Annotated in this window: 23 protein-coding genes; 21 read left to right on the forward strand and 2 right to left on the reverse strand. The window is 59.9% G+C overall.

Annotated elements, in window-relative coordinates:
* Window positions 1-28 precede the first annotated feature (28 nt).
* Window positions 29-1,048 carry a UDP-N-acetylmuramate dehydrogenase gene (gene murB, locus AO388_RS13535; protein WP_003430975.1) on the forward strand — a complete coding sequence of 340 codons (1,020 nt, stop codon included), beginning with the start codon at window positions 29-31 and terminating at the stop codon, window positions 1,046-1,048.
* A gap of 134 nt (window positions 1,049-1,182) precedes the next feature.
* Here the strand turns inward: murB and rne are convergent, their stop codons facing one another.
* Window positions 1,183-4,509, reverse strand: coding sequence for a ribonuclease E (rne, locus tag AO388_RS13540; RefSeq protein WP_432711332.1), 3,327 nt, complete (start codon window positions 4,507-4,509; stop codon window positions 1,183-1,185).
* Window positions 4,510-5,226: 717 nt separating this feature from the next.
* On the opposite strand from rne, the gene rluC reads away from it, so the two are divergent.
* The 3 genes from rluC to sppA are packed head-to-tail and all read left to right on the forward strand — an operon-like array spanning window position 5,227 to window position 7,858.
* Window positions 5,227-6,183, forward strand: coding sequence for a 23S rRNA pseudouridine(955/2504/2580) synthase RluC (gene rluC / locus AO388_RS13545; RefSeq protein WP_058416601.1), 957 nt, complete (start codon window positions 5,227-5,229; stop codon window positions 6,181-6,183).
* The gene (locus tag AO388_RS13550; RefSeq protein ID WP_058416602.1) at window positions 6,173-6,835 is read left to right on the forward strand and encodes an HAD-IA family hydrolase; all 663 of its coding nucleotides are present in this window, start codon (window positions 6,173-6,175) and stop codon (window positions 6,833-6,835) included. Before rluC ends, AO388_RS13550 begins: the two co-directional genes overlap by 11 nt.
* Window positions 6,836-6,859: 24 nt before the next feature.
* Window positions 6,860-7,858 carry a signal peptide peptidase SppA gene (gene sppA / locus AO388_RS13555; protein ID WP_003368394.1) on the forward strand — a complete coding sequence of 333 codons (999 nt, stop codon included), beginning with the start codon at window positions 6,860-6,862 and terminating at the stop codon, window positions 7,856-7,858.
* Window positions 7,859-7,913: 55 nt separating this feature from the next.
* On the opposite strand, the gene AO388_RS13560 is transcribed toward sppA, so the two are convergent.
* Window positions 7,914-8,492: a Maf family protein gene (locus AO388_RS13560; protein ID WP_003430981.1), complete on the reverse strand. Its 579-nt coding sequence runs from the start codon at window positions 8,490-8,492 to the stop codon at window positions 7,914-7,916.
* Window positions 8,493-8,598: 106 nt separating this feature from the next.
* Between AO388_RS13560 and AO388_RS13565 the strand changes: the two genes are divergently transcribed.
* From AO388_RS13565 to AO388_RS13645, 17 genes are all read left to right on the forward strand, one after another.
* The gene (locus AO388_RS13565) at window positions 8,599-9,126 is read left to right on the forward strand and encodes a YceD family protein (RefSeq protein WP_002552687.1); all 528 of its coding nucleotides are present in this window, start codon (window positions 8,599-8,601) and stop codon (window positions 9,124-9,126) included.
* A gap of 13 nt (window positions 9,127-9,139) precedes the next feature.
* A complete protein-coding gene (gene rpmF / locus AO388_RS13570) occupies window positions 9,140-9,322 on the forward strand; it encodes a 50S ribosomal protein L32 (RefSeq protein ID WP_003179396.1) in 183 nt (60 codons plus the stop codon).
* 4 nt (window positions 9,323-9,326) lie between these two features.
* Entirely contained in the window at window positions 9,327-10,349 is a 1,023-nt protein-coding gene (gene plsX / locus AO388_RS13575) for a phosphate acyltransferase PlsX (protein WP_003430984.1), read from the forward strand.
* A 116-nt stretch (window positions 10,350-10,465) separates the two neighbouring features.
* Window positions 10,466-11,404, forward strand: a complete 939-nt coding sequence (gene fabD / locus AO388_RS13580; protein WP_025990978.1) for an ACP S-malonyltransferase — start codon at window positions 10,466-10,468, stop codon at window positions 11,402-11,404.
* A gap of 15 nt (window positions 11,405-11,419) precedes the next feature.
* The gene (gene fabG, locus AO388_RS13585) at window positions 11,420-12,163 is read left to right on the forward strand and encodes a 3-oxoacyl-ACP reductase FabG (protein ID WP_003318510.1); all 744 of its coding nucleotides are present in this window, start codon (window positions 11,420-11,422) and stop codon (window positions 12,161-12,163) included.
* Window positions 12,164-12,354: 191 nt separating this feature from the next.
* Complete coding sequence (gene acpP, locus AO388_RS13590; protein WP_003368401.1) at window positions 12,355-12,591, forward strand: acyl carrier protein; 237 nt, start codon at window positions 12,355-12,357, stop codon at window positions 12,589-12,591.
* Window positions 12,592-12,705: 114 nt separating this feature from the next.
* Window positions 12,706-13,950, forward strand: coding sequence for a beta-ketoacyl-ACP synthase II (gene fabF, locus AO388_RS13595; protein ID WP_004408311.1), 1,245 nt, complete (start codon window positions 12,706-12,708; stop codon window positions 13,948-13,950).
* The gene (pabC, locus tag AO388_RS13600) at window positions 13,950-14,765 is read left to right on the forward strand and encodes an aminodeoxychorismate lyase (RefSeq protein ID WP_003430992.1); all 816 of its coding nucleotides are present in this window, start codon (window positions 13,950-13,952) and stop codon (window positions 14,763-14,765) included. Before fabF ends, pabC begins: the two co-directional genes overlap by 1 nt.
* 2 nt (window positions 14,766-14,767) lie before the next feature.
* The gene (gene mltG, locus AO388_RS13605) at window positions 14,768-15,925 is read left to right on the forward strand and encodes an endolytic transglycosylase MltG (protein WP_058416603.1); all 1,158 of its coding nucleotides are present in this window, start codon (window positions 14,768-14,770) and stop codon (window positions 15,923-15,925) included.
* Window positions 15,926-15,944: 19 nt separating this feature from the next.
* Complete coding sequence (tmk, locus tag AO388_RS13610; protein ID WP_003368410.1) at window positions 15,945-16,577, forward strand: dTMP kinase; 633 nt, start codon at window positions 15,945-15,947, stop codon at window positions 16,575-16,577.
* Window positions 16,570-17,556 carry a DNA polymerase III subunit delta' gene (locus tag AO388_RS13615; protein ID WP_058397570.1) on the forward strand — a complete coding sequence of 329 codons (987 nt, stop codon included), beginning with the start codon at window positions 16,570-16,572 and terminating at the stop codon, window positions 17,554-17,556. Before tmk ends, AO388_RS13615 begins: the two co-directional genes overlap by 8 nt.
* Before the next feature lie 34 nt (window positions 17,557-17,590).
* Entirely contained in the window at window positions 17,591-17,947 is a 357-nt protein-coding gene (locus AO388_RS13620) for a PilZ domain-containing protein (protein WP_003368414.1), read from the forward strand.
* A gap of 14 nt (window positions 17,948-17,961) precedes the next feature.
* Entirely contained in the window at window positions 17,962-18,747 is a 786-nt protein-coding gene (locus AO388_RS13625) for a TatD family hydrolase (RefSeq protein ID WP_003368418.1), read from the forward strand.
* A 303-nt stretch (window positions 18,748-19,050) separates the two neighbouring features.
* Window positions 19,051-19,704: a LysE family translocator gene (locus AO388_RS13630; protein WP_003431000.1), complete on the forward strand. Its 654-nt coding sequence runs from the start codon at window positions 19,051-19,053 to the stop codon at window positions 19,702-19,704.
* 153 nt (window positions 19,705-19,857) lie between these two features.
* Window positions 19,858-20,520, forward strand: a complete 663-nt coding sequence (locus AO388_RS13635) for a TetR/AcrR family transcriptional regulator (protein ID WP_003368424.1) — start codon at window positions 19,858-19,860, stop codon at window positions 20,518-20,520.
* 123 nt (window positions 20,521-20,643) lie between these two features.
* Window positions 20,644-21,246: a DUF4823 domain-containing protein gene (locus tag AO388_RS13640; protein WP_003318496.1), complete on the forward strand. Its 603-nt coding sequence runs from the start codon at window positions 20,644-20,646 to the stop codon at window positions 21,244-21,246.
* Between the two features lie 28 nt (window positions 21,247-21,274).
* Window positions 21,275-21,835 carry a DUF1285 domain-containing protein gene (locus AO388_RS13645; RefSeq protein ID WP_003431001.1) on the forward strand — a complete coding sequence of 187 codons (561 nt, stop codon included), beginning with the start codon at window positions 21,275-21,277 and terminating at the stop codon, window positions 21,833-21,835.
* The last annotated feature ends 13 nt before the right edge of the window (window positions 21,836-21,848 follow it).

Here is a 21,848-nt window from a genome sequence, read left to right on the forward strand (position 1 = left end):
GCGTCCATTGGTTCGGGAAGGCGAGGGTATGACCTTGCAGGTGCAATCCGCGATTTCCCTCAAACCGTTCAATACGTTCGGTGTGGATGTTCAAGCCCGGCTATTTGCCGAAGCGCACAGCGATGACGATGTTCGCCAGGCGCTGGCCTATTCGGCCGAGCACGATGTGCCACTGCTGGTGATTGGCGGTGGCAGCAACCTGCTGCTCAGCGCTGACGTGCAGTCACTGGTCGTACGCATGGTCAGCCGCGGCATTCGCATCGTGCATGAGGACTGTCTCGAGTCGATTGTCGAGGCAGAGGCTGGCGAGCCTTGGCATCCGTTCGTGCAGTCCTGTCTTGAGCTGGGGCTGGCGGGGCTGGAAAACCTCAGTCTGATTCCAGGCACCGTTGGTGCGGCACCCATGCAGAACATCGGTGCCTATGGCGTCGAGATCAAGGATGTCTTCCATAGCCTGACTGCGCTGGATCGTGAAACCGGCGAATTGCGCGAGTTTTCTCTGCAGGACTGTGCGTTCGGCTACCGCGACAGCGTGTTCAAGCATCAGGTCGCGCGCTGGTTGATCCTGCGTGTGCGTTTCAAGCTCAGCCGCGTAGCTCGCCTGCACCTCGAATATGGCCCGGTTCGTCAGCGTCTCGACGAGCTGGGTATTGATCGGCCGACGCCGTTCGATGTCAGCCGTGCGATCTGCGCCATTCGCAGTGAAAAGCTGCCTGACCCCGCGGTGCTGGGCAATGCCGGCAGTTTCTTCAAAAACCCGATTATCCCTGCCGAACTGTACGCAACGATCAAACAGCAGCACCCAGGTGTCGTCGGCTACCCGCTGGACGATGGCCGGGTGAAACTGGCGGCTGGATGGCTGATCGAGCAGGCGGGCTGGAAGGGTTATCGCGATGGTGATGCTGGCGTGCACAAGCTTCAGTCGCTGGTGCTGGTCAACTATGGGCAGGCCAGTGGCTTGCAGCTGCTGAGTCTGGCGCGCCGTATCCAGACCGACATCGCCGAACGTTTCGGTGTCGAGCTGGAGATGGAGCCGAACCTCTACTGATAGCCTGAAGATGGTCTCTTGTGGGAGCGAGCCTGCTCGCGAAGGGATCAGATCAAGCGCTGTGTATTGAAGATGAACGCAGTGCAGCCCTCAATCNCCTGTTTGCACAGGCGGGGCTTTTTCATGGGCCGGGATTAGGCGAGGGGTTTAGGCTCGTTTTCTTTCTCGGCTTCATGTTGCGGTTTGACTGCCGGTTGCTCAGTGGCCGCTTCTTCGGTCTTTTCCCCGGCTGCCGGTGAAGGCTGGGCCGATTCTGCTTCAGCGGCAGCAGGCGCTGCCTCGACGACTGGAGCGCTGGCAGCAGCGGCTTCCTGTTGACGACGTGCTTCTTCTTCACGCTTGCGGCGACGAACTTCACGAGGATCGTTCGGTGCGCGGCCCGTGCTGCTGACCACTGGTGCAGGCGCTGCTTCTTCAGCCGCAGGTGCCTGCTCTAGTGGCGCAGGTGCCTGTTCTTCAACGACCGGCTGAGGCGCGACGTAAGGAGCAGGCTCTTCTTTCACGGCTACCGGCTCGACGGCAGCAGCAGGTGCAGGCGTTGGCAGTTCGGATGATTCGGTGGCTGGCACTTCCTCATGAGCCGCTGCTTCGACCGGCGCCTGTGGTGCTGGCTCTGGCGTCGGCTTGAACGGCACTACGCGTTCTGCGTGAGGTGCTTCGAACAGTTCGGACTGCGCAGCAATGGCAGGGGCTTCGACCGCTGCCGGCTGAACTTCAACCTCTGGAGCAGGCTGTGCTACAGGAGCATCGTCCGCTACAGGGGCTTCAACGGCAGGTGCCTCGACAGTCGGTTCGGCAACGGTCGGTGCTTTTTCGGCAGCCGGTGCTTCGGTGGCTGGCGTTTCAGCTACTGGCGTTTCAGTCACAGGCGCTTCGGTCGCAGATGCTTTGGCAGCAGCTGCCTGATGCGCTGGCTCGGCGTCTGCAGCGGCGGCGTTGCTGTTGGCACGTTCGGCCTGCTGATGCGCGTCGGCTTCGGCAGGCGCGCTGATCACGCTGCTGGCAGCGGAAGCTGCGGCGGTGAAGCCCAGACCCGCCGACAGGTCGGTGGCGCTGCCTTCTTCTTCGTTGCCGTTCTCTTCGGAGCCTTCGATCACGTTGCCATTGGCATCGCGCTGACGCTCACGACGATTGCTGCGACGACGCTGGCCACGCGAGCGGCGGCGAGGGCGGTCGCCTTCGCTACCGTCGTTGCCTTCCTGGTTCTCGTCATTGATCTGCTCTTCGTTGAGCAGCACTTCCTCTTCGCTCACGGCAGCCGCGGCCTGTTCGGCGCGTGGTTGACGTTCTTCACGAGGGGCGCGCGGCTGGCGCTCTTCGCGTGGTGCGCGTTCAGGACGCTCCTCGCGAGCGAGGTTCACCGCAGGGGCTGCATCCAGAGGCTCGCGCAGTTCGCGAACCGGGCGATCTTCGCGCGCTTCACGCGGCTTGCGCTCGCGGGTGGTACGGGCTGGACGCTCTTCGCGCGGTGCCGACTCCTCGCGGGCTTCACGCGGTTCGCGAACGGTGCGCTCTTCACGAGGTGCACGTTCTTCACGCGGAGCACGCTCTTCACGAGGTGCGCGCTCTGCACGCTCTTCGCGGGGGGCGCGTTCTTCACGAGGCTTGCGCTCTTCGTCGCGGCGATTGTTGCGGCCACGGCTCTGCTGGCGGCCGTTGCGACGTTCCTCGTTGCGGGCTGGACGCTGTTCTGCAACAGGCTTCTCAACCACAACCGGAGCGACAGGCTCTTCCTTGGTCGCGAACAGGCTGACCAGGGATTTCACCAGACCCTTGAACAGGCTTGGCTCGTGAGCGGCAGGTGCCGGTGCAGGCGTTGCCGCAGGGGCAGCGGCTTCTACCGGGACCGGCGCATTGGCGCGAGCCGGAGCAGTCTTGACGGCCGCTTCCTGACGAACCAGGGTGCGGGTTGCGGCGGCCAGTGGTGCAATTTCTTCCACTTCGGCAGCGGCAGCAGCGATTTCATAGCTGGTCTGGCTGCTGTGCGCTTCAGGGCTGTCATCACGCAGACGCTGAACTTCGAAGTGCGGCGTTTCCAGCTGATCGTTCGGCAGAATGATGATGCGCGCACGGGTGCGCAGTTCGATCTTGGTGATCGAGTTGCGTTTTTCGTTGAGCAGGAAAGCCGCGACCGGAATCGGCACCTGGGCGCGCACTTCGGCAGTGCGGTCTTTCAGGGCTTCTTCTTCGATCAGGCGCAGGATGGCCAGCGACAGCGATTCAACATCACGGATGATGCCGGTGCCGTTGCAGCGAGGGCAGACGATGCCGCTGCTTTCGCCCAGCGATGGACGCAGGCGCTGACGGGACATTTCCAGCAGACCGAAGCGCGAAATGCGACCGATCTGCACGCGGGCACGGTCGGCTTCCAGGCTTTCGCGGACTTTCTCTTCCACGGCGCGCTGGTTCTTGGCCGGCGTCATGTCGATGAAGTCGATGACGATCAGGCCGCCGATGTCACGCAGACGCAGTTGACGGGCGATTTCCTCAGCCGCTTCAAGGTTGGTCTGCAGGGCGGTTTCTTCGATGTCGCTGCCTTTGGTGGCGCGCGCCGAGTTGATGTCGATAGACACCAGGGCTTCGGTCGGATCGATGACGATGGAGCCACCGGAAGGCAGTTCGACTACGCGCTGGAAGGCGGTTTCGATCTGGCTTTCGATCTGGAAGCGGTTGAACAGCGGAACGCTGTCTTCGTACAGCTTGATCTTGCTGGCGTACTGCGGCATCACCTGACGGATGAAAGTCAGCGCTTCTTCCTGGGCTTCGATGCTGTCGATCAAGACTTCACCGATATCCTGACGCAGGTAGTCACGGATGGCGCGGATGATGACGTTGCTTTCCTGGTAGATCAGGAAAGGAGCGGAGCGATCGAGGGACGCTTCCTTGATGGCGGTCCACAGTTGCAGCAGGTAATCGAGGTCCCACTGCATTTCTTCGCTGCTGCGGCCCAGGCCGGCAGTACGAACGATCAGGCCCATGTCGGCTGGCGCGATCAGGCCGTTGAGGGCTTCACGCAGTTCGTTGCGCTCTTCGCCTTCGATACGGCGCGAGATACCGCCGGCACGAGGGTTGTTCGGCATCAGAACCAGATAGCGGCCTGCGAGGCTGATGAAGGTGGTCAGGGCTGCGCCCTTGTTGCCACGCTCTTCTTTCTCGACCTGAACGATGACTTCCTGGCCTTCGCTCAGGACGTCCTTGATGTTGACGCGGCCTTCAGGGGCTTTCTTGAAGTACTCGCGGGAGATTTCCTTGAGGGGCAGGAAGCCGTGGCGCTCAGAGCCGAAATCGACAAAGGCAGCCTCGAGGCTGGGTTCGATGCGAGTGATTCGGCCTTTATAGATGTTGGCCTTCTTCTGCTCGCGTGCACCTGACTCGATGTCCAGGTCGTAGAGGCGCTGGCCGTCTACCAGTGCAACACGCAACTCTTCGGGTTGAGTTGCGTTAATCAGCATTCTTTTCATGTAGTACCGTCGGTTTCCGGGCTGCCGGAAACGGCGTTCGGCACACACGACTTCTCACGGTCGGTGTCAGGGCACGTCAGGAGTGGTTGGACACTCCAGTGTCTAGCGAGGTCCTCGCCCAGAGGGGGCGGAGGGTCGCGACGACGTTTCCTGCTTGCTGTGGTGGCATAAGACACCCCTTTCAGCAAAAGCTTTGTCAGGAGGAGGAATCGACCATCGGTAGCGGACGAGATGAAGCGTCTAGAACAAGCCTTGTGCTACACAGTCCGATGGTTGTGCGTCTCCACCCTACACGTATCCCTGATAATTCGGGTGCTGCCGCGCGCAGAATCCGCAGCGGGTTGGCATTTACCGCGACCTTCGATAGGGAAGGTCGCGCATCATGGCTTGAGGCGTTGTTCCCGAAGCATTCGCTCGTAGCGTCTGAAAGCGACTGCACTTTGTGAACTGGCCATGAACTGTCCGCACTGGCCGCGAGCTGTCTGCTCTGCGGTCAGGCGTGTTTCCGGCCTCATGTCACCTGCGCTCGTTACGTTTTCAGCGTGCTCCGTTGTCACCGAACACTGCGTAGGACGGCCTCCCGTCCTTGTGAATTGCGTTGGTCAGGGCCGGTTGTCAACCGTTGGTCCGCTGTCCGGCCGCTTTTGGCGGCGTTCGCGACTATAGCAGCAATCATTAAGTGCTTCAAATCCATAAAAAATTGTTATCATTTGCGGCATGACGAATATTGCCCCTCCAACCCCCGGCGTCCAGCTGGTTGAGGTTGCCCCGGAACTTGCCGGTCAACGCATCGATAATTTTCTGATCACTTATCTCAAGGGTGTACCCAAAACCTTGATTTACCGCATTTTGCGCAAAGGCGAAGTGCGTGTGAACAAGGGGCGGATCAAGCCGGAGTACAAGTTGCAGGCAGGCGATATCGTGCGCATTCCTCCTGTGCGCGTGCCTGAGCGCGACGAGCCTGTGCCGGTCGCGCAGGCACTTTTGCAGCGTCTCGAAGCTGCGATCGTTTACGAAGACAAGGCGCTTATCGTGCTCAACAAGCCCGCAGGTATCGCCGTGCATGGCGGCAGCGGCCTGAGTTTTGGTGTGATCGAAGCGTTTCGCCAGTTGCGCCCGGATGCCAAGGAGCTCGAACTGGTGCACCGTCTCGATCGCGACACGTCCGGTCTGCTGATGATTGCCAAGAAACGCAGCATGCTGCGTCATCTGCACGAAGCCCTGCGCGGCGACGGCGTCGACAAGCGCTACATGGCGCTGGTCCGCGGTAACTGGGCAACGGCCCTGAAGCAGGTGCGTGCGCCGCTGATGAAAAGCAACCTGCGCTCCGGCGAGCGCATGGTCGAAGTGAATGAAGAGGGCAAGGAGGCTCTGACGATTTTCAAGGTGCTGCGTCGTTTTGGCGACTTTGCCACCATGGTCGAAGCCAAGCCGGTCACCGGACGTACCCACCAGATCCGCGTGCACACCTTGTACGCGGGTCATGCGATTGCAGGTGACACCAAGTACGGTGACGAGAATTTCAGTCGCGAAATTCGCGATCTGGGCGGCAAGCGTCTGTTTCTGCACGCCTACATGCTGACGGTGCCGATGCCCGATGGCAGCAAGCTTAATGTGCAGGCGCCTGTCGATGACATGTGGGCCAAAACAGTGGAGCGTTTGAGTGCGCCGTGATTACGATCTGTTGATTTTCGACTGGGACGGCACACTGGCCGACTCGGTCGGGCGCATCGTCCTGTCCATGCGCACGGCGGCCATCGAGACCGACCTTGAAGTTCGCGACGATACGGCGATCAAGGGGATTATTGGTCTGGGGCTGCCCGAGGCGATTCGAACCCTGTATCCGCAGATCAGCGGCAACCAGCTGATCGATTTTCGGCAGCACTACGCGGACAGTTACATGGCGATGGATAACGTGCCGTCGCCGCTGTTCGACGGTGTGGTGGAGTCGATGCAGGCGTTTCGCGAGGACGGCTATCGTCTGGCGGTCGCTACCGGCAAGGCGCGTCGTGGGCTTGATCGTGTGCTGAAGGCCAATGGCTGGCAGGATTACTTCGATGTCACCCGGGCAGCCGACGAGACCGCCAGCAAGCCTGATCCGCTGATGTTGAACGAGATCATGGCGCACTGTGGGGTTGCGCCGCAGCGTTCGCTGATGATCGGCGATGCTTCGTTCGATCTGCTGATGGCTCGCAACGCCGGTATGGATTCGGTTGCGGTGGGCTATGGCGCTCAGCCGCTGGAGTCGCTGCGTCAGTTCGAGCCGCGGCTGGCTATCGAGCATTTTTCCGAGCTGCGCACCTGGTTGAACGGGCGCAGCGTCTAGTTTTCGGGTTGGAGTGATTGGAACATGTCTGACGAATGGAAGGCACCCGTTTCGCAAGGCGCGGACGAGGGCATCAATGGCAGGGAAGAGGCGAAGAGCTGGAAGCTTCTTGAGAAGACGCTGCTGGCCAGTGTTCAGGAGCAGCGCCGCGCGCGTCGCTGGGGGATCTTTTTCAAGCTGCTGACGTTCGCGTTCCTGTTTGTTGCAGTGATCGTCCCGATGCTGGATTTCGAGGGCGGCACTTCTCGTCGTTCCAGCCACACTGCGCTGATCGATGTGCAGGGCGTGATTGCCGACAAGGAAGCGGCCAGTGCCGAGAACATTGTCACTGCGCTGCAGAAGGCCTTCGAGGATGAAAAGACCAAGGGTGTGATTCTGCGAATCAACAGCCCGGGTGGCAGTCCTGTGCAGTCGGGCTATGTCTACGACGAAATCCGTCGTCTGCGCGCGGCGAAGCCGGACATCAAGGTGTATGCGGTCATTACCGATCTCGGTGCTTCGGGGGCTTATTACATCGCCAGTGCCGCTGACCAGATTTACGCCGACAAGGCCAGTCTGGTGGGGTCGATCGGTGTGACGGCAGCAGGTTTCGGCTTTGTCGGTGCCATGGATAAGCTCGGCGTTGACCGCCGTACCTATACTTCCGGCGAGCACAAGGCATTCCTTGATCCGTTCCAGCCGCAGAAGGCTGATGAAACGCAGTTCTGGCAGGGTGTGCTGGACACGACTCATCGCCAGTTCATCGCCAGTGTCAAACAGGGTCGTGGCGACCGGCTGAAGGACAAGGATCACCCGGAGCTGTTCTCCGGGCTGATCTGGACCGGCGAGCAGGCTGTTGCGCTGGGTCTGGTGGATGGTCTGGGCAGTGCAAGTTATGTTGCGCGTGACGTAATCAAGGAAAAGGACATCGTCGAGTACACCGTCGAAGAGTCGCCTTTTGATCGCTTTTCGAAAAAACTCGGCACCAGTATCGCTGAGCGAATTGCCATGCTGGTCGGTTTCAACGGCCCAAGCCTGCGTTGATGGCTTGATGCAGAAATAAAGAACCCGGCCAATGGCCGGGTTCTTTGTCTGAGTCTCAGGGTACGCTGAGGCCTTCCTTTATTAGCATGTCCACCAGGCGTATCAGCGGCAGGCCGATCAGGCTGGTCGCATCGCTGCCTTCGGTGCTGCGAAACAGGCTGACGCCAAGGCCTTCTGCCTTGAAGCTGCCTGCGCAGTCATAGGGCTGTTCAGCATGCAGGTAGCGTTCGATGCTGGCCCGGTCGAGTTCGCGCATGTGTACTGTAAAAGGCACGCAGTCGACCTGGCACTCGCCGGTCGAGCTGTTGAGCAGGGCCAGACCGGTCAGGAAGGTCACGCTTTTGCCGCTCGCTGCCGTCAGCTGTTCCAGTGCGCGTTCGAAGCTGTGCGGTTTGCCCAGGACCTGTTCGTCAAGAACGGCGACCTGGTCGGAGCCGATGATCAGGTGGTGTGGATGTTCCGCGGCCAGCGCCTGGGCCTTCTCCCGGGCAAGGCGTTGTACGAGGTCGAATGCGGCCTCGTTCGGTCGCCGGCTTTCATCGATATCCGGAGACCTGCAGGTGAATGGCAGGCGCAGGCGGGCGAGCAGTTCGCGGCGGTATGAGGAGCTGGAAGCGAGGAGCAGGGATGGCATGCGGTTCTCCGTAGGCTGAGCGTTGATTCTAAAGAGTGGCCGGAGTGACGAACAGGCCTGAATTTCCTTTGACATGCCCGGGGGGCATCCCTAGAATGCTGCGCCTATGTTGAATGACCCGATTCCATCTCACGTTGACCCGCGCAAATTGTCCGATCGCGGCACTACCCTTCAGGGTGAAGTGCTGCTGGGCGATCTGAAGAGACTCTGCGACCCGCTGGCCGACACTGTCGGTACGGTGCAGGCGAAATTCGTTTTTGAGCGTGACGAACGCCGTTCTGTGGTTATCCACAGTTCGATAGACGTCCCGGTCAAGATGGTTTGCCAGCGTTGTCTTGAGCTGGTGACCCTGCCGATCCACAGCGAATGCAGTTACGCCGTGGTGAAGGAGGGTGCGAATACCCAGTCGTTACCGAAAGGTTATGACGTGCTGGAACTGGGCGAAGATCCTTTGGATCTGCTGGCATTGATCGAGGAGGAGCTATTGCTCGCCTTGCCCATTGTGCCTGCTCATCATCCTGAAGAATGCCAGCAACCGGCGGGTCTCGATGAGCCCGAACCGAGCGTGGACGAGGTAACGCGGTCCAACCCGTTCAGTGTATTGGCGCAGTTAAAGCGTGACCCAAACGTTTAGGAGTTAATCAATTATGGCTGTTCAGCAGAACAAAAAATCCCGCTCTGCCCGTGACATGCGTCGTTCGCACGACGCTCTTGAGGCAAGCACTCTGTCGGTAGAAAAGACCACTGGTGAAGTTCACCTGCGTCACCACGTATCGCCAGAAGGCGTATACCGTGGTCGTAAAGTGATCGACAAGGGCGCTGACGAGTAATTTCTTGTCCGCTCCGATCATCGCGATCGACGCAATGGGCGGGGACTTCGGTCCCCGCAACATTGTTCAGGCAAGCCTCGCGTGCCTGACAGCTACTCCCTCGCTTCACCTGGCCCTTGTCGGCCAAGCTCCCCTTATTGAAGAACTCGTCTCTGCTCATGAAGCCGTGGACCGTTCGCGCCTGCGTGTCATTCATGCCAGTGAAACGATTGCGATGGACGAGCGTCCGTCTCAGGCGTTGCGTGGCAAACCTGACTCCTCCATGCGCGTTGCTCTCGAGCTGGTGGCCAGCGGTCAGGCCCAGGCCTGTGTCAGTGCCGGCAATACCGGTGCGCTGATGGCGCTTTCCCGGTTCGTGCTCAAGACCTTGCCAGGGATCGACCGCCCGGCAATGATCGCAGCCATTCCCACTTGCTCGGGTCATTGCCAACTGCTGGACCTGGGGGCGAACGTCGATTGCAGTGCCGAGGCGCTCTATCAGTTTGCAGTGATGGGTTCGGTGCTTGCCGAGATCCTCGGTGTCGCAACGCCCAGAGTGGCCTTGCTCAACGTGGGCACGGAAGACATCAAGGGCAATCAGCAGGTCAAACGTGCTGCCGGTCTTTTGCAGTCTGCGTCGGGGCTTAACTACATTGGTTATGTAGAAGGCGACGGGTTGTACAGGGGGGAGGCTGACGTGGTGGTGTGTGATGGTTTCGTCGGCAACGTATTGCTCAAGTCGAGTGAGGGGCTGGCGACCATGATTGCAGCCAGAATCGAGGCGCTGTTCCAGCGTAATCTGCTCAGCAGGGCAGTCGGCGCGCTGGCGTTGCCCTTGCTGAAGCGCTTGCAGACCGATCTGGCACCCGCCCGTCATAATGGTGCGAGCCTGCTCGGGTTGCAGGGGGTCGTGGTGAAAAGCCACGGTTCTGCCAGTGTTTCAGGTTTTCAGAGTGCGATTCAGCGAGCGGTCGTCGAGTCCCGTGAAAACCTGCCAGAGCGTTTGAAGGGGCGGCTTGAAGCGATGTTTCAGGACGGCCGAACCTGAAAATGTGACGCATCAGACTGGTCAGTCATCCAACCGATCAGTCATGTAAATTAGAATTCCCGCGTTCGGCCTGTCCGGACGCCCATTTTGGCGACAATAATTCAGAGGCTTGTCAAATGTCTGCATCCCTCGCATTCGTCTTTCCGGGTCAAGGATCGCAATCGCTCGGTATGCTCGCCGAGCAAGGCGCACAGCATCCGCTGATCCTCGACACTTTCGAGCAGGCTTCCGAAGCCCTTGGCTACGACCTGTGGGCATTGACTCAGAACGGTCCTGCCGAGCTGCTCAATCAGACCGACAAGACCCAGCCGGCCATTCTCACCGCTTCCGTTGCCTTGTGGCATGTGTGGCTGGCCGAGGGCGGTGCGGTTCCTGCGTTCGTCGCCGGTCACAGCCTGGGTGAATACAGCGCACTGGTGGCCGCGCAAAGCCTGAGCCTGGCCGACGCCGTGAAGCTTGTCGAGCGTCGCGGCCAGTTGATGCAGGAAGCGGTGCCAGCGGGTCAGGGCGGCATGGCCGCCATTCTGGGTCTGGATGATGCCGACGTTATCGCAGCCTGCGCCGAAGCGGCGCAGGGCGAAGTCGTCAGTGCCGTGAATTTCAACTCGCCGGGTCAGGTGGTGATTGCCGGTTCCGCCGAGGCCGTCAAGCGTGCCATGGAGCTGTGCAAGGCCCGTGGTGCCAAGCGCGCCTTGCCGTTGCCGGTCAGCGTGCCATCGCACTGCGAACTGATGCGCCCGGCCGCCGAACGTTTCGCCGAGGCTGTTGAGGCCATCGAATGGCAGGCGCCGGAAATCGCGCTGGTACAAAACGTCAGTGCCAGTGCTGTCAGTGATCTGGCGACGCTCAAGCGTGATTTGCTGGAGCAGTTGTACAAGCCGGTACGCTGGGTCGAATCCATTCAATGTCTGGCGAGTCGCGGTGCGACCCAGCTTGTGGAGTGCGGTCCGGGCAAAGTGCTGGCCGGTCTGAACAAGCGTTGCGCCGACGGCGTGATTACCTACAACCTTGATACCCCGGACGCCTTTGCCGCCGCGCGCGCGGCACTGGCCTGATTAGGAGAAGCCTGCATGAGCCTTCAAGGTAAAGTGGCACTGGTAACCGGTGCAAGTCGCGGCATTGGTCAAGCCATTGCTCTGGAATTGGGACGCAACGGTGCTGTTGTCGTGGGCACCGCGACGTCAGAGTCCGGCGCCGAGCGCATCAGTGCGACGTTCAAGGAAAACGGCATCGAAGGCTTTGGCCTGATGCTGGATGTCTGTGATGCCGAGTCTGTGAATTCGGTCCTGTCCACCATTCAGGAGCGCGTTGGCGCACCGTTGATTCTGGTCAATAATGCCGGTATCACCCGTGATAACCTGATGATGCGCATGAAAGATGACGAATGGTATGACGTCGTCAACACCAATCTGAACAGCCTTTTCCGTCTTTCCAAGGGCGTTTTGCGTGGCATGACCAAGGCGCGTTGGGGACGTATTATCAGCATTGGTTCGGTTGTGGGTGCCATGGGCAACGCCGGTCAAGTAAACTATGCTTCCGCGAAGGCCGGTCTGGAAGGCTTCAGCAGGGCTCTGGCCCGTGAAGTGGGCTCGCGGGCGGTCACCGTGAATTCGGTGGCACCGGGTTTCATCGACACCGACATGACGCGTGAGCTGCCTGAGGCTCAGCGTGAGTCACTGATTACCCAGATACCCCTGGGCCGTTTGGGGCAAGCCGAAGAGATTGCGCACGTAGTCGCTTTTCTTGCGTCCGAAGGCGCAGGCTACGTTACCGGGGCCACAATCCCTGTTAACGGCGGCATGTACATGAGCTAATGTGACGACCTGTTTCAAAAAAATGTCATACGAGCTGTCTAAAATCCGTTATAAAGCTGCAATCTATGAATGGGCGAAGGTACGGTTGGGCATAAGGGGAGAGCGTTAAGCTTGAAATTCGCAAAACCTCTTCTATACACTTACCCACTGGCCAGATGCCTGAACATTTCCACTAGGAGTTAAAACTAGGTATGAGCACCATCGAAGAGCGCGTCAAGAAAATCGTTGCAGAGCAACTTGGCGTCAAACCAGAAGAGGTTGTCAACACTGCTTCTTTCGTTGAGGACCTGGGCGCTGACTCCCTGGACACCGTCGAGCTGGTAATGGCTCTGGAAGAGGAATTCGAGACCGAAATCCCGGACGAAGAAGCGGAAAAGATCACTACCGTTCAAGCAGCAATCGACTACGTCACTAACCATCAGGCTTAAGATTTGTAGTCGCTGACTGCTGTCACGGGAAAACCGCACTGCTTTAATCGGCGTGCGGTTTTTTCTTTAAAAAACGCTGTGATTGTTCCGTAAACAAGAGAGAAGGAGAGTCCTGTGTCGCGTAGACGCGTCGTGGTCACCGGGATGGGCATGCTTTCGCCACTGGGCAATGACGTGCCCAGCAGTTGGCAAGGCATTCTGGCGGGCCGCAGTGGCATTGGCCTTATCGAGCACACGGACTTGTCAGCCTTCACCACCCGCTTCGGCGGCTCGGTCAAGGGTTTCAACGTCGAAGAATACCTCGCGCCCAAAGAAGCGCGCCGCCTCGATCTCTTTATTCAGTATGGCCTCGCGGCCAGCTTCCAGGCAGTGCGTAATGCCGGCCTTGAAGTCACTGATGCAAACCGTGAGCGCATCGGCGTTGCCATGGGTTCGGGCATCGGTGGTCTGACCAATATCGAAAACAGCAGTCGTCTGCTGCACGAGCAGGGTCCGGGACGGATTTCACCGTTCTTCGTTCCTGGCTCTATCATCAACATGATTTCCGGTTTCCTGTCGATCCATCTGGGCGCTCAGGGACCCAATTACTCCATCGCGACGGCTTGCACCACTGCAACCCACTGCATCGGCATGGCCGCGCGCAACATCGCCTATGACGAAGCGGACGTGATGATCGCTGGCGGCGCCGAAATGGCCGCCTGCGGCCTCGGTCTGGGCGGCTTCGGTGCAGCGCGTGCGCTGTCGACCCGCAACGACGACCCCACCCGCGCCAGTCGTCCCTGGGACAAAGGCCGCGATGGTTTCGTCCTGTCAGATGGTGCCGGTGCCATGGTGCTCGAAGAGCTTGAGCACGCCAAGGCGCGTGGCGCGACCATCTATGCAGAGCTGGTCGGGTTCGGCATGAGCGGTGACGCCTATCACATGACCTCGCCACCTGATGACGGCGCCGGTGCTGCGCGCTGCATCGTCAATGCGTTGCGTGATGCCAGGGTCAATCCCGATCAGGTGCAGTACATCAACGCACACGGTACGTCGACGCCTGCAGGCGATCTGGCCGAAGCTTCTGCTATCAAATCGGTATTCGGTGATCACGCCTACAAGCTGGCAGTCAGTTCGACCAAGTCGATGACCGGCCACCTGCTGGGCGCCGCCGGTGCTGTCGAAGCGATCTTCAGTGTGCTGGCAATGGTTGATCAGGTGGCTCCGCCGACCATCAACCTGGATGAGCCAAGCGAAGGCTGCGATCTGGACTTCGTGCCCCACGAAGCGCGCCGCATGCCGATCGACGTCGTTCTGTCGAACTCCTTCGGCTTCGGTGGCACCAACGGCTCGCTGGTATTCCGTCGGTTCGCCGAGTAATGCCCGCCTGGGTCGATGGCTGCCCCGCAGACGCCTTGTCCCTCAAGGACCGGGGGCTGGCCTACGGCGATGGACTGTTTGAAACCATCGTCGTCAAGGCCGGGCAGCCATTGCTCCTGGAGCGCCATCTGCAGCGTCTCGAAAACGGATGCGCGCGCTTGTCGATCGCAACCGATCATGCGCTTATCCGTGCAGAAATGACCCGCTTCGCTGCAGAGCTTGGCGATGGGGTCATGAAGCTGATCCTTACCCGCGGCGACAGCCAGCGCGGTTACGCTCCAGCCCCCAATGCCCAATCGCGTCGAATCCTGCAGGGCGGCCCTGCGCCAGCCTATCCGGGTGTGCATGCCGAGCAGGGCGTGCGCCTGTTTGCCTGCCAGACGCGTCTGGCGGAACAGCCGCTTCTGGCTGGACTCAAGCACCTCAATCGTCTGGAGCAGGTACTGGCTCGCTCCGAGTGGAGTGACAGCGAGCACGCCGAGGGCTTGATGCGTGACACGTCCGGGCGACTGATAGAGGGTGTCTACAGCAACCTGTTTCTGGTCAGTCAGGGTCGTCTGCTGACTGCCGATCTCAGCCGCTGCGGGGTCGCCGGTGTGATGCGTGCCGAGTTGCTGGATCAGGCACCAAAGCTGGGGCTGGCTGTCGATATCCGTGACCTGCACATGTCTGACCTTGAATCGGCGGACGAAGTGTTTCTATGCAATAGCGTGTACGGCGTCTGGCCGGTTTGCAGCTTTGCAGCGTTGAACTGGCCGGTCGGGCCGCTCACCCGTAAACTGCAAGGTATTGCCCGCACCCTTCTGGATATCTGATTTTGATCCGAAAAATATTGGTGTTGCTGGAAACAGCGGTTGTCCTGGCAGGTTTGCTGCTCGGCTTTGCGTTCTGGCAGCAGTATCAGGCGCTGAACCAGCCACTTGAGGTGGCTCAGGAACAACTGCTGGACGTTCCTGCTGGTTCAACGCCGACCGGCGTACTCAATCGATTGCAGGCCGATGGCGTGATCAAGGACGCTTTCTGGCTGCGTCTCTACTGGCGTTTCAACCTGTCCGGACAGGCGCTGCACAGCGGTGAATACCGCATGGTGCCGGGCATGAACGTCAAGGGCCTGTTCGACGTCTGGAAGCGCAAGGAGGTCGTGCAATACAGCCTGACACTGGTCGAAGGCTGGAATTTCCGCCAGGTGCGTGCTGCGCTGGCCAAGCAGGCCAAGCTCGATCAAACGCTGGCAGGTCTGTCCGACAGCGAGCTGATGGCGAAAGTCGGCCATCCCGATGTGTTTCCAGAAGGCCGCTTCTTTCCCGACACCTACCGCTACGTGCGCGGCATGACCGATGCCGAATTGCTCAAGCAGGCTTATAGCCGCCTGGAAGAAGTACTCGACGAGGAATGGAATGCGCGGTCGTCAGAGGCTCCCTATTCAAACCCTTACCAGGCGCTGATCATGGCGTCGCTGGTCGAGAAGGAGACCGGCGTACCTCAGGAGCGCGGCCAGATAGCCGGTGTGTTCGTGCGTCGCCTGAAGCTGGGCATGCAGTTGCAGACCGACCCGACCGTTATCTACGGCATGGGCGAGCGCTACAACGGCAAACTGACCCGCGCCAACCTCAAGGAAGCAACACCCTACAACACCTACATGATCGCCGGCCTGCCGCCGACGCCGATTTCGCTGGTGGGGCGCGAAGCGATTCATGCTGCGCTCAATCCGGTGGACGGCAGCAGCCTGTATTTCGTGGCCAAGGGTGACGGCAGCCATGTGTTCTCGGACGACCTGGATGCCCATAATGCGGCCGTGCGTGACTATCAGCTCAAGCGCCGCGCGGATTATCGCTCCAGCCCGGCACCTGCAGCACCGGCCACACCGGCACCTGCAGCACCGGCCACACCGGCACCGGCAACTGACTCGCCCTCTTCGGAAACCGTGCCTGCGGATGCTCCGGATGCGCCGCAGTCCGAGCCGAGTGCGCAATGATGACGATTAAGGATGACCTGTGACTGGCTTGTTTATCACTCTTGAAGGCCCGGAAGGTGCAGGCAAAAGCACCAACCGCGACTACCTGGCGGCGCAATTGCGTGCGCAGGGTATTCAGGTACTGCTGACCCGCGAACCGGGCGGCACTCCGCTGGCCGAGCGTATTCGCGAGCTGTTGCTGGCGCCCAGCGACGAGGCCATGAGCGCCGACACCGAACTGCTGCTGGTGTTTGCCGCACGTGCACAGCATTTGGCCGAAGTCATTCGTCCAGCGCTGGCGCGTGGCGAGGTGGTGCTCTGTGATCGGTTTACCGATGCGACCTACGCCTATCAGGGCGGCGGTCGCGGCCTGTCCCATGAGCGTATTGCAGCGCTGGAGCAATTCGTTCAAGGCGATCTGCGACCTGACCTGACGCTGGTGTTCGACCTGCCCGTGGAGATCGGCCTTTCACGTGCCGCTGCACGCGGTCGGCTGGATCGGTTCGAGCAGGAAGGCCGGGCATTCTTCGACGCCGTGCGCAGCACCTATCTGGAGCGCGCCAAGGCTGAACCTGCGCGCTATCGCCTGGTAGACGCCGCACAGACCCTGGCCGATGTTCAGGCTTCCCTCGATACCTTGCTGCCTCAGTTGCTGGAGCTGCAACGTGGCTGAAGCCTACCCTTGGCAGGCTTCGCTCTGGCAGCAGATGGCCGGTCGTGCTCAGCACGCTCATGCCTATCTGCTGCACGGTCCGGCCGGTATCGGCAAGCGCGCCCTGGCCGAGCGCCTGATGGCCAGCCTGCTGTGCAAGACGCCCGAAGGGCTTGATGCCTGCGGGCACTGCAAGTCCTGCCTGCTGCTGGCGGCTGGCAGCCATCCTGATAATTACGTGCTTGAACCGGAAGAGGCGGACAAACCGATCAAGGTCGATCAGGTGCGTGATCTGGTCAGTTTCGTGGTGCAGACCGCCCAGATGGGCGGGCGCAAGGTGGTGCTCGTCGAGCCGGTGGAAGCGATGAATACCAACGCCGCCAATGCCTTGCTGAAAAGTCTGGAAGAGCCTTCAGGCAATACCGTTCTGTTGCTGGTCAGCCATCAACCGAGTCGTTTGCTGCCAACGGTGAAGAGCCGCTGCGTGCAGCAGGCCTGCCCATTGCCTGGCGAGCAGATGAGCCTCGACTGGCTGAGCGGGGCCTTGCCCGATTGCTCCCAGGACGAGCGCTTCGAGTTGCTGACGCTGGCCGCCGGGTCGCCGCTGGCTGCGGTGGCGCTGCATACGCAGGGCGTTCGCGAACAGCGCGCGCTGGTGGTCGACGGCGTCAAGAAGCTGCTCAAGCAACAACAGTCGGCTACCCAGCTGGCCGAAGGCTGGAAGGATATCCCGCTGTTACTGTTGTTCGACTGGTTCTGTGACTGGTCGCATCTGATCCTGCGCTATCAGATGACGCAGGACGAGGAAGGCCTTGGCCTGGGTGACATGCGCAAGGTGATTCAGTACCTGGCGCAGAAGTCTTCTCGCGCCAAAGTGCTGGATATTCAGGACTGGATTCTGGCGCAGCGTCAGAAAGTCATGTCCAAGGCCAACCTCAATCGGGTCTTGCTGCTTGAAGCGTTGTTGGTGCAGTGGGCAGGCCTGCCGGGACAGGCGTAGACTCTGCGTTATCCGGAACCGTTGAGGTGTTGTCATGAGTTTGCCGCCGAGCACAGGTCCACGTAATGGCATTCTGTCCCTGACCATCAAGGACAAATCCGTTCTCTACGCTGCGTACATGCCGTTCATCAGAAACGGCGGGCTGTTCATTCCGACCAGCAAAAGCTACAAGCTGGGCGATGAAGTGTTCATGCTGCTCAATCTGATGGACGAACCGGAAAAGGTTCCGGTAGCCGGCCGGGTTGCCTGGATCACGCCAAAAGGCGCCCAGGGCAATCGCACCGCTGGCGTGGGCGTGCAGTTCAATGACGGCGACAACACCGCCCGCAATCTGATCGAAACTTACCTGGTCGGCGCTCTCAAGTCCGATCGTCCAACCCATACGATGTAGTTGTGTTTTAACCCATGCTTGTAGATTCCCATTGTCACCTCGATCGCCTTGACCTTGCCCAGCACGATGGCTCTCTGGATGCAGCCCTCGATGCCGCCCGTGGCAGAGGGGTCGGGCATTTTCTCTGCATCGGTGTCAGCGCCGACAATGCGAGTGCGGTCAAGGCACTCGCCGAACGCTACGCGGATGTCGATTGCTCGGTGGGCATTCATCCGCTGGACGTGAAGCCCGGCGAAATGCCGCCCCTGGACTGGTTGCTCAAGGAACTGGATCACCCGCGGGTGGTAGCGATTGGCGAGACCGGTCTGGACTATCACTACGAACCTGAAGCGGCCGAGCTGCAACAGGCGTCTTTCCGGGTTCATCTCGAGGCAGCCAGAATCACTGAAAAACCAGTGGTCATCCACACTCGGGGCGCACGTACCGATACCCTCAGCCTGTTGCGCGAAGCCGCCTTGCCCCACGCCGGTGTCCTGCACTGTTTCACCGAAGACTGGGAGATGGCCAAGGCCGCGCTGGACCTGGGTTACTACATTTCGCTGTCCGGTATCGTGACGTTTCGCAATGCCGATGCCCTGCGCGACGTTGCCAGGCAGGTGCCCGCCGATCGTTTGCTGGTCGAGACCGACTCCCCGTACCTTGCACCGATCCCGTACCGGGGCAAGCCGAATCTGCCCCAGTACGTACGTGAGGTTGCCGAGTTTCTGGCCATGCTGCGAGGCGAGTCCTATGAGCGCTTTGCCGAGCAGACCACAGCCAATTTCGCTCGCCTGTTTCCGCTGGCGCACGTTCAGCGCTGACGGATACGGACGTCGACGGGCAGGCAAATCGCAGGCAAAAAAAACCCGGATTCTGGGGGGGGAAGCCGGGTTAAGACCATTAGGAGTAAAACAAAGGCGCGCTCTTCCTTTGGCACCTCTACTGCCGAGTCATTTGGGGAATGATAACGCGTCAGCAGCTTAAGTATTGTTCAGGACGGCGTAGCGTCCAGTGTCTTTTGGTCGTTTTTTAAACAGTTTTGGAATACTAAAGCGATCCTTGAGTGCTCGATGAACACTCTCATCGGGCGAAATACCAAGGTGTCGCAGTAATGGAGTGGTGGGGTGGAGTTTTCCAATGGTTTTCTGCTGAGTCTTTCCTTGTGCCTGGACATCGGTCTGGCAAACATCGCCATGATTACGCTGTCCATGCAGCGCGGTTTTTCCAGAGGCCTGTGGCTGGGCCTGGGAACCTGCGTTGGGGATCTGGCCTACGCAATCCTGGCCATGCTCGGCATGGCCGTGCTGCTGCAATATGAAGCCGTGCGCTACGTGCTCTGGATTGGCGGCACTGCGGTGCTGGCCTGGTTCTGCTTCAGGATGGTCATGAGTGCCACCGCCGTCAGCACCGGTCTCGGCAGCCAGGACGTTGCATCGGAAAAATCCAGCCTGGCGCTGTTCCTGCGCGGGATCTTTCTGGCGATGTCCTCTCCCAGCGCCATCCTCTGGTTTGCCGCAGTCGGCGGAGCGCTGATTGCCCGGCAAGGCTCTGATCTTGCCAGCGCTTCGACCTTTCTCGCCGGGTTCGTCGCCGCAGGCGTGGTCTGGTCGATCTCGCTGTGTGCGCTGGCTCACCAGGGAGGGCGTTTCATGGGCGAGCGAATGTTGCGCTGGTCTTACATAGCCTCGGCGCTGATCTTTGCCTACTTCACGTTGTATGTGGTGATCACGGGTTATATGGAATTTGTCGTCGCTGCCCCCGCGTTGCCAGCGCACTAGATTTCCAGCGCAGCGGAATGCTAGCGCGCGATGACCGGTGCGGATTTCCCGTGCGAATCGTTCATGCAGGTCGACAAGTATGGATGAACCGTGCAATTTAGCGCCGATTGGGCATAATACCCCGCTTCGATTTCGATCCTGACAGACCTCTCTATGCAGAAAGAACCTCGTAAGGTCCGTGAATTTCGCCGCCGTGAGCAGGAAATTCTCGACACCGCGCTAAAGCTGTTTCTCGAGCAAGGCGAAGACAGCGTCACTGTCGAGATGATCGCGGACGCCGTCGGCATTGGCAAAGGCACCATCTACAAGCACTTCAAGTCCAAGGCGGAAATCTACCTGCGCCTGATGCTCGACTACGAGCGGGACCTGAACGAGCTGCTGCATTCGGCCGATGTCGACAAGGACAAGGAATCGCTGTCGCGCGCCTACTTCGAATTCCGCATGCGTGACCCGCAGCGCTATCGTCTGTTCGACCGCCTGGAAGAGAAGGTGGTCAAGGGCAATCAGGTGCCTGAGCTGGTCGAAGAGCTGCACAAGATCCGCGCTTCCAACTTCGAACACCTGACGCTGCTGATCAAAGGCCGCATCAGTGAAGGCAAGCTCGAAGATGTCCCGCCTTACTACCATTACTGTGCTGCCTGGGCGCTGGTGCATGGCGCCGTTGCGCTGTATCACTCGCCGTTCTGGAGTAACGTGCTGGAAGACCAGGAAGGCTTCTTCCACTTCCTCATGGATATCGGCGTACGCATGGGCAATAAGCGCAAGCGCGACGGCGACGTCAGCGCTGAGCCCACGCCGGATCCCGCCGCCGAATAACCCGCCAGCCCGGTCTTGAGCGCCAGCTTCAAGGCTTTGATGGCGGCTGTGCCAGATATGGCGCGGAAGCTGCATCCGACGACCATTCGCCGGTTTTCCGTCACCGGTATTTGGGAGGGGATAATGCGTAGCCTGGTTATGCTGCTCGCGCTTCTGGCGTTGAGTGGCTGCATGAAAGTCAGTGACATGGGCGAAGGTGTTCGCGAGCAATTCAGCGACGCAGGTCTGCTCGACCATAGCGAAACCCGTCGTACTGCCAACTGGCGCGTGCAGCCTGACTCGTTCATTTACATCGCTCAGGGCGCCTTCGTGCCGCCAGGCAATGCCTATCCGCGCCCCAACGTGGTGGCTGAAGAAGCCTTCAAGGGCTTTATCGAGTACTTCCCGATGGTCCGTCGTGCCCGAGGCCCATTGGGGCTGGATGAAGCCATGGTCGAGGCGCGCGCTGCGGGCGCACATTATTTGCTCTATGCGCGTTTCGCCAAGGCTGACGACCGAATCGGCAATGGCGATCAATGGGCCGATCAGGAAGCGGTGGATCGTCTGGGCGTCGACAGCGGCGTCATTCAGCTGATGCTGATCGAGACCGGCACCCGCTACCTCATCGACAGCGCACGCATTCGCAGCCGTGGCGGATTGCTGACGCTTTACGACAAAAGCCCCGAGGATTTGCTGGGGCCGCCTCTTGAGGACTACGCTCGTACCTTATTGGGTGTCGAACGCTAGAGCCTAAAGCTCGCATCAGGAGAGTGGAGTGACCGATTCAAACAAGGCGGGTGATCTGTTTGCACAGATCCCCAAAACCAAGGGGTTGCCGCCTGTTCATTTGTGGAATCCGGATTTCTGCGGCGATATCGACATGCGTATCGCTCGCGACGGTACCTGGTATTACCTGGGTACGCCGATTGGCCGCAAACCGATGGTCCGGTTGTTCTCGACCATCATGCGCCGCGACGGCGACGACTATTTCCTGATCACTCCTGTGGAGAAGGTCGGCATCACGGTTGATGATGCGCCTTTTGTCGCCGTCAGCCTTGAGGTGCTGGGGGAGGGTGAGGGCCAGGTGTTGCGCTTTCTGACCAATGTAGAGGATCAGGCCGAGGCGGGACCGGAACACCCTTTACGCGTTGTAACCGACCCTGATACCCAGGAACCGGCGCCCTACATTCACGTGCGGAGCAATCTGGAGGCGCTGATTCACCGCAATGTTTTCTATCAGTTGGTCGAGCTGGCCGTTTCCCGCGATATAGATGAACAGCGCTGGCTGGGCGTCTGGAGCCATGGCGTGTTCTTCCCGATAGGGCTCGAGCCTTGAAATACACACCTGA

It is taken from the genome of Pseudomonas sp. ICMP 10191, from assembly GCF_001467335.1.
Classification (GTDB): Bacteria; Pseudomonadota; Gammaproteobacteria; order Pseudomonadales; family Pseudomonadaceae; genus Aquipseudomonas; species Aquipseudomonas cerasi.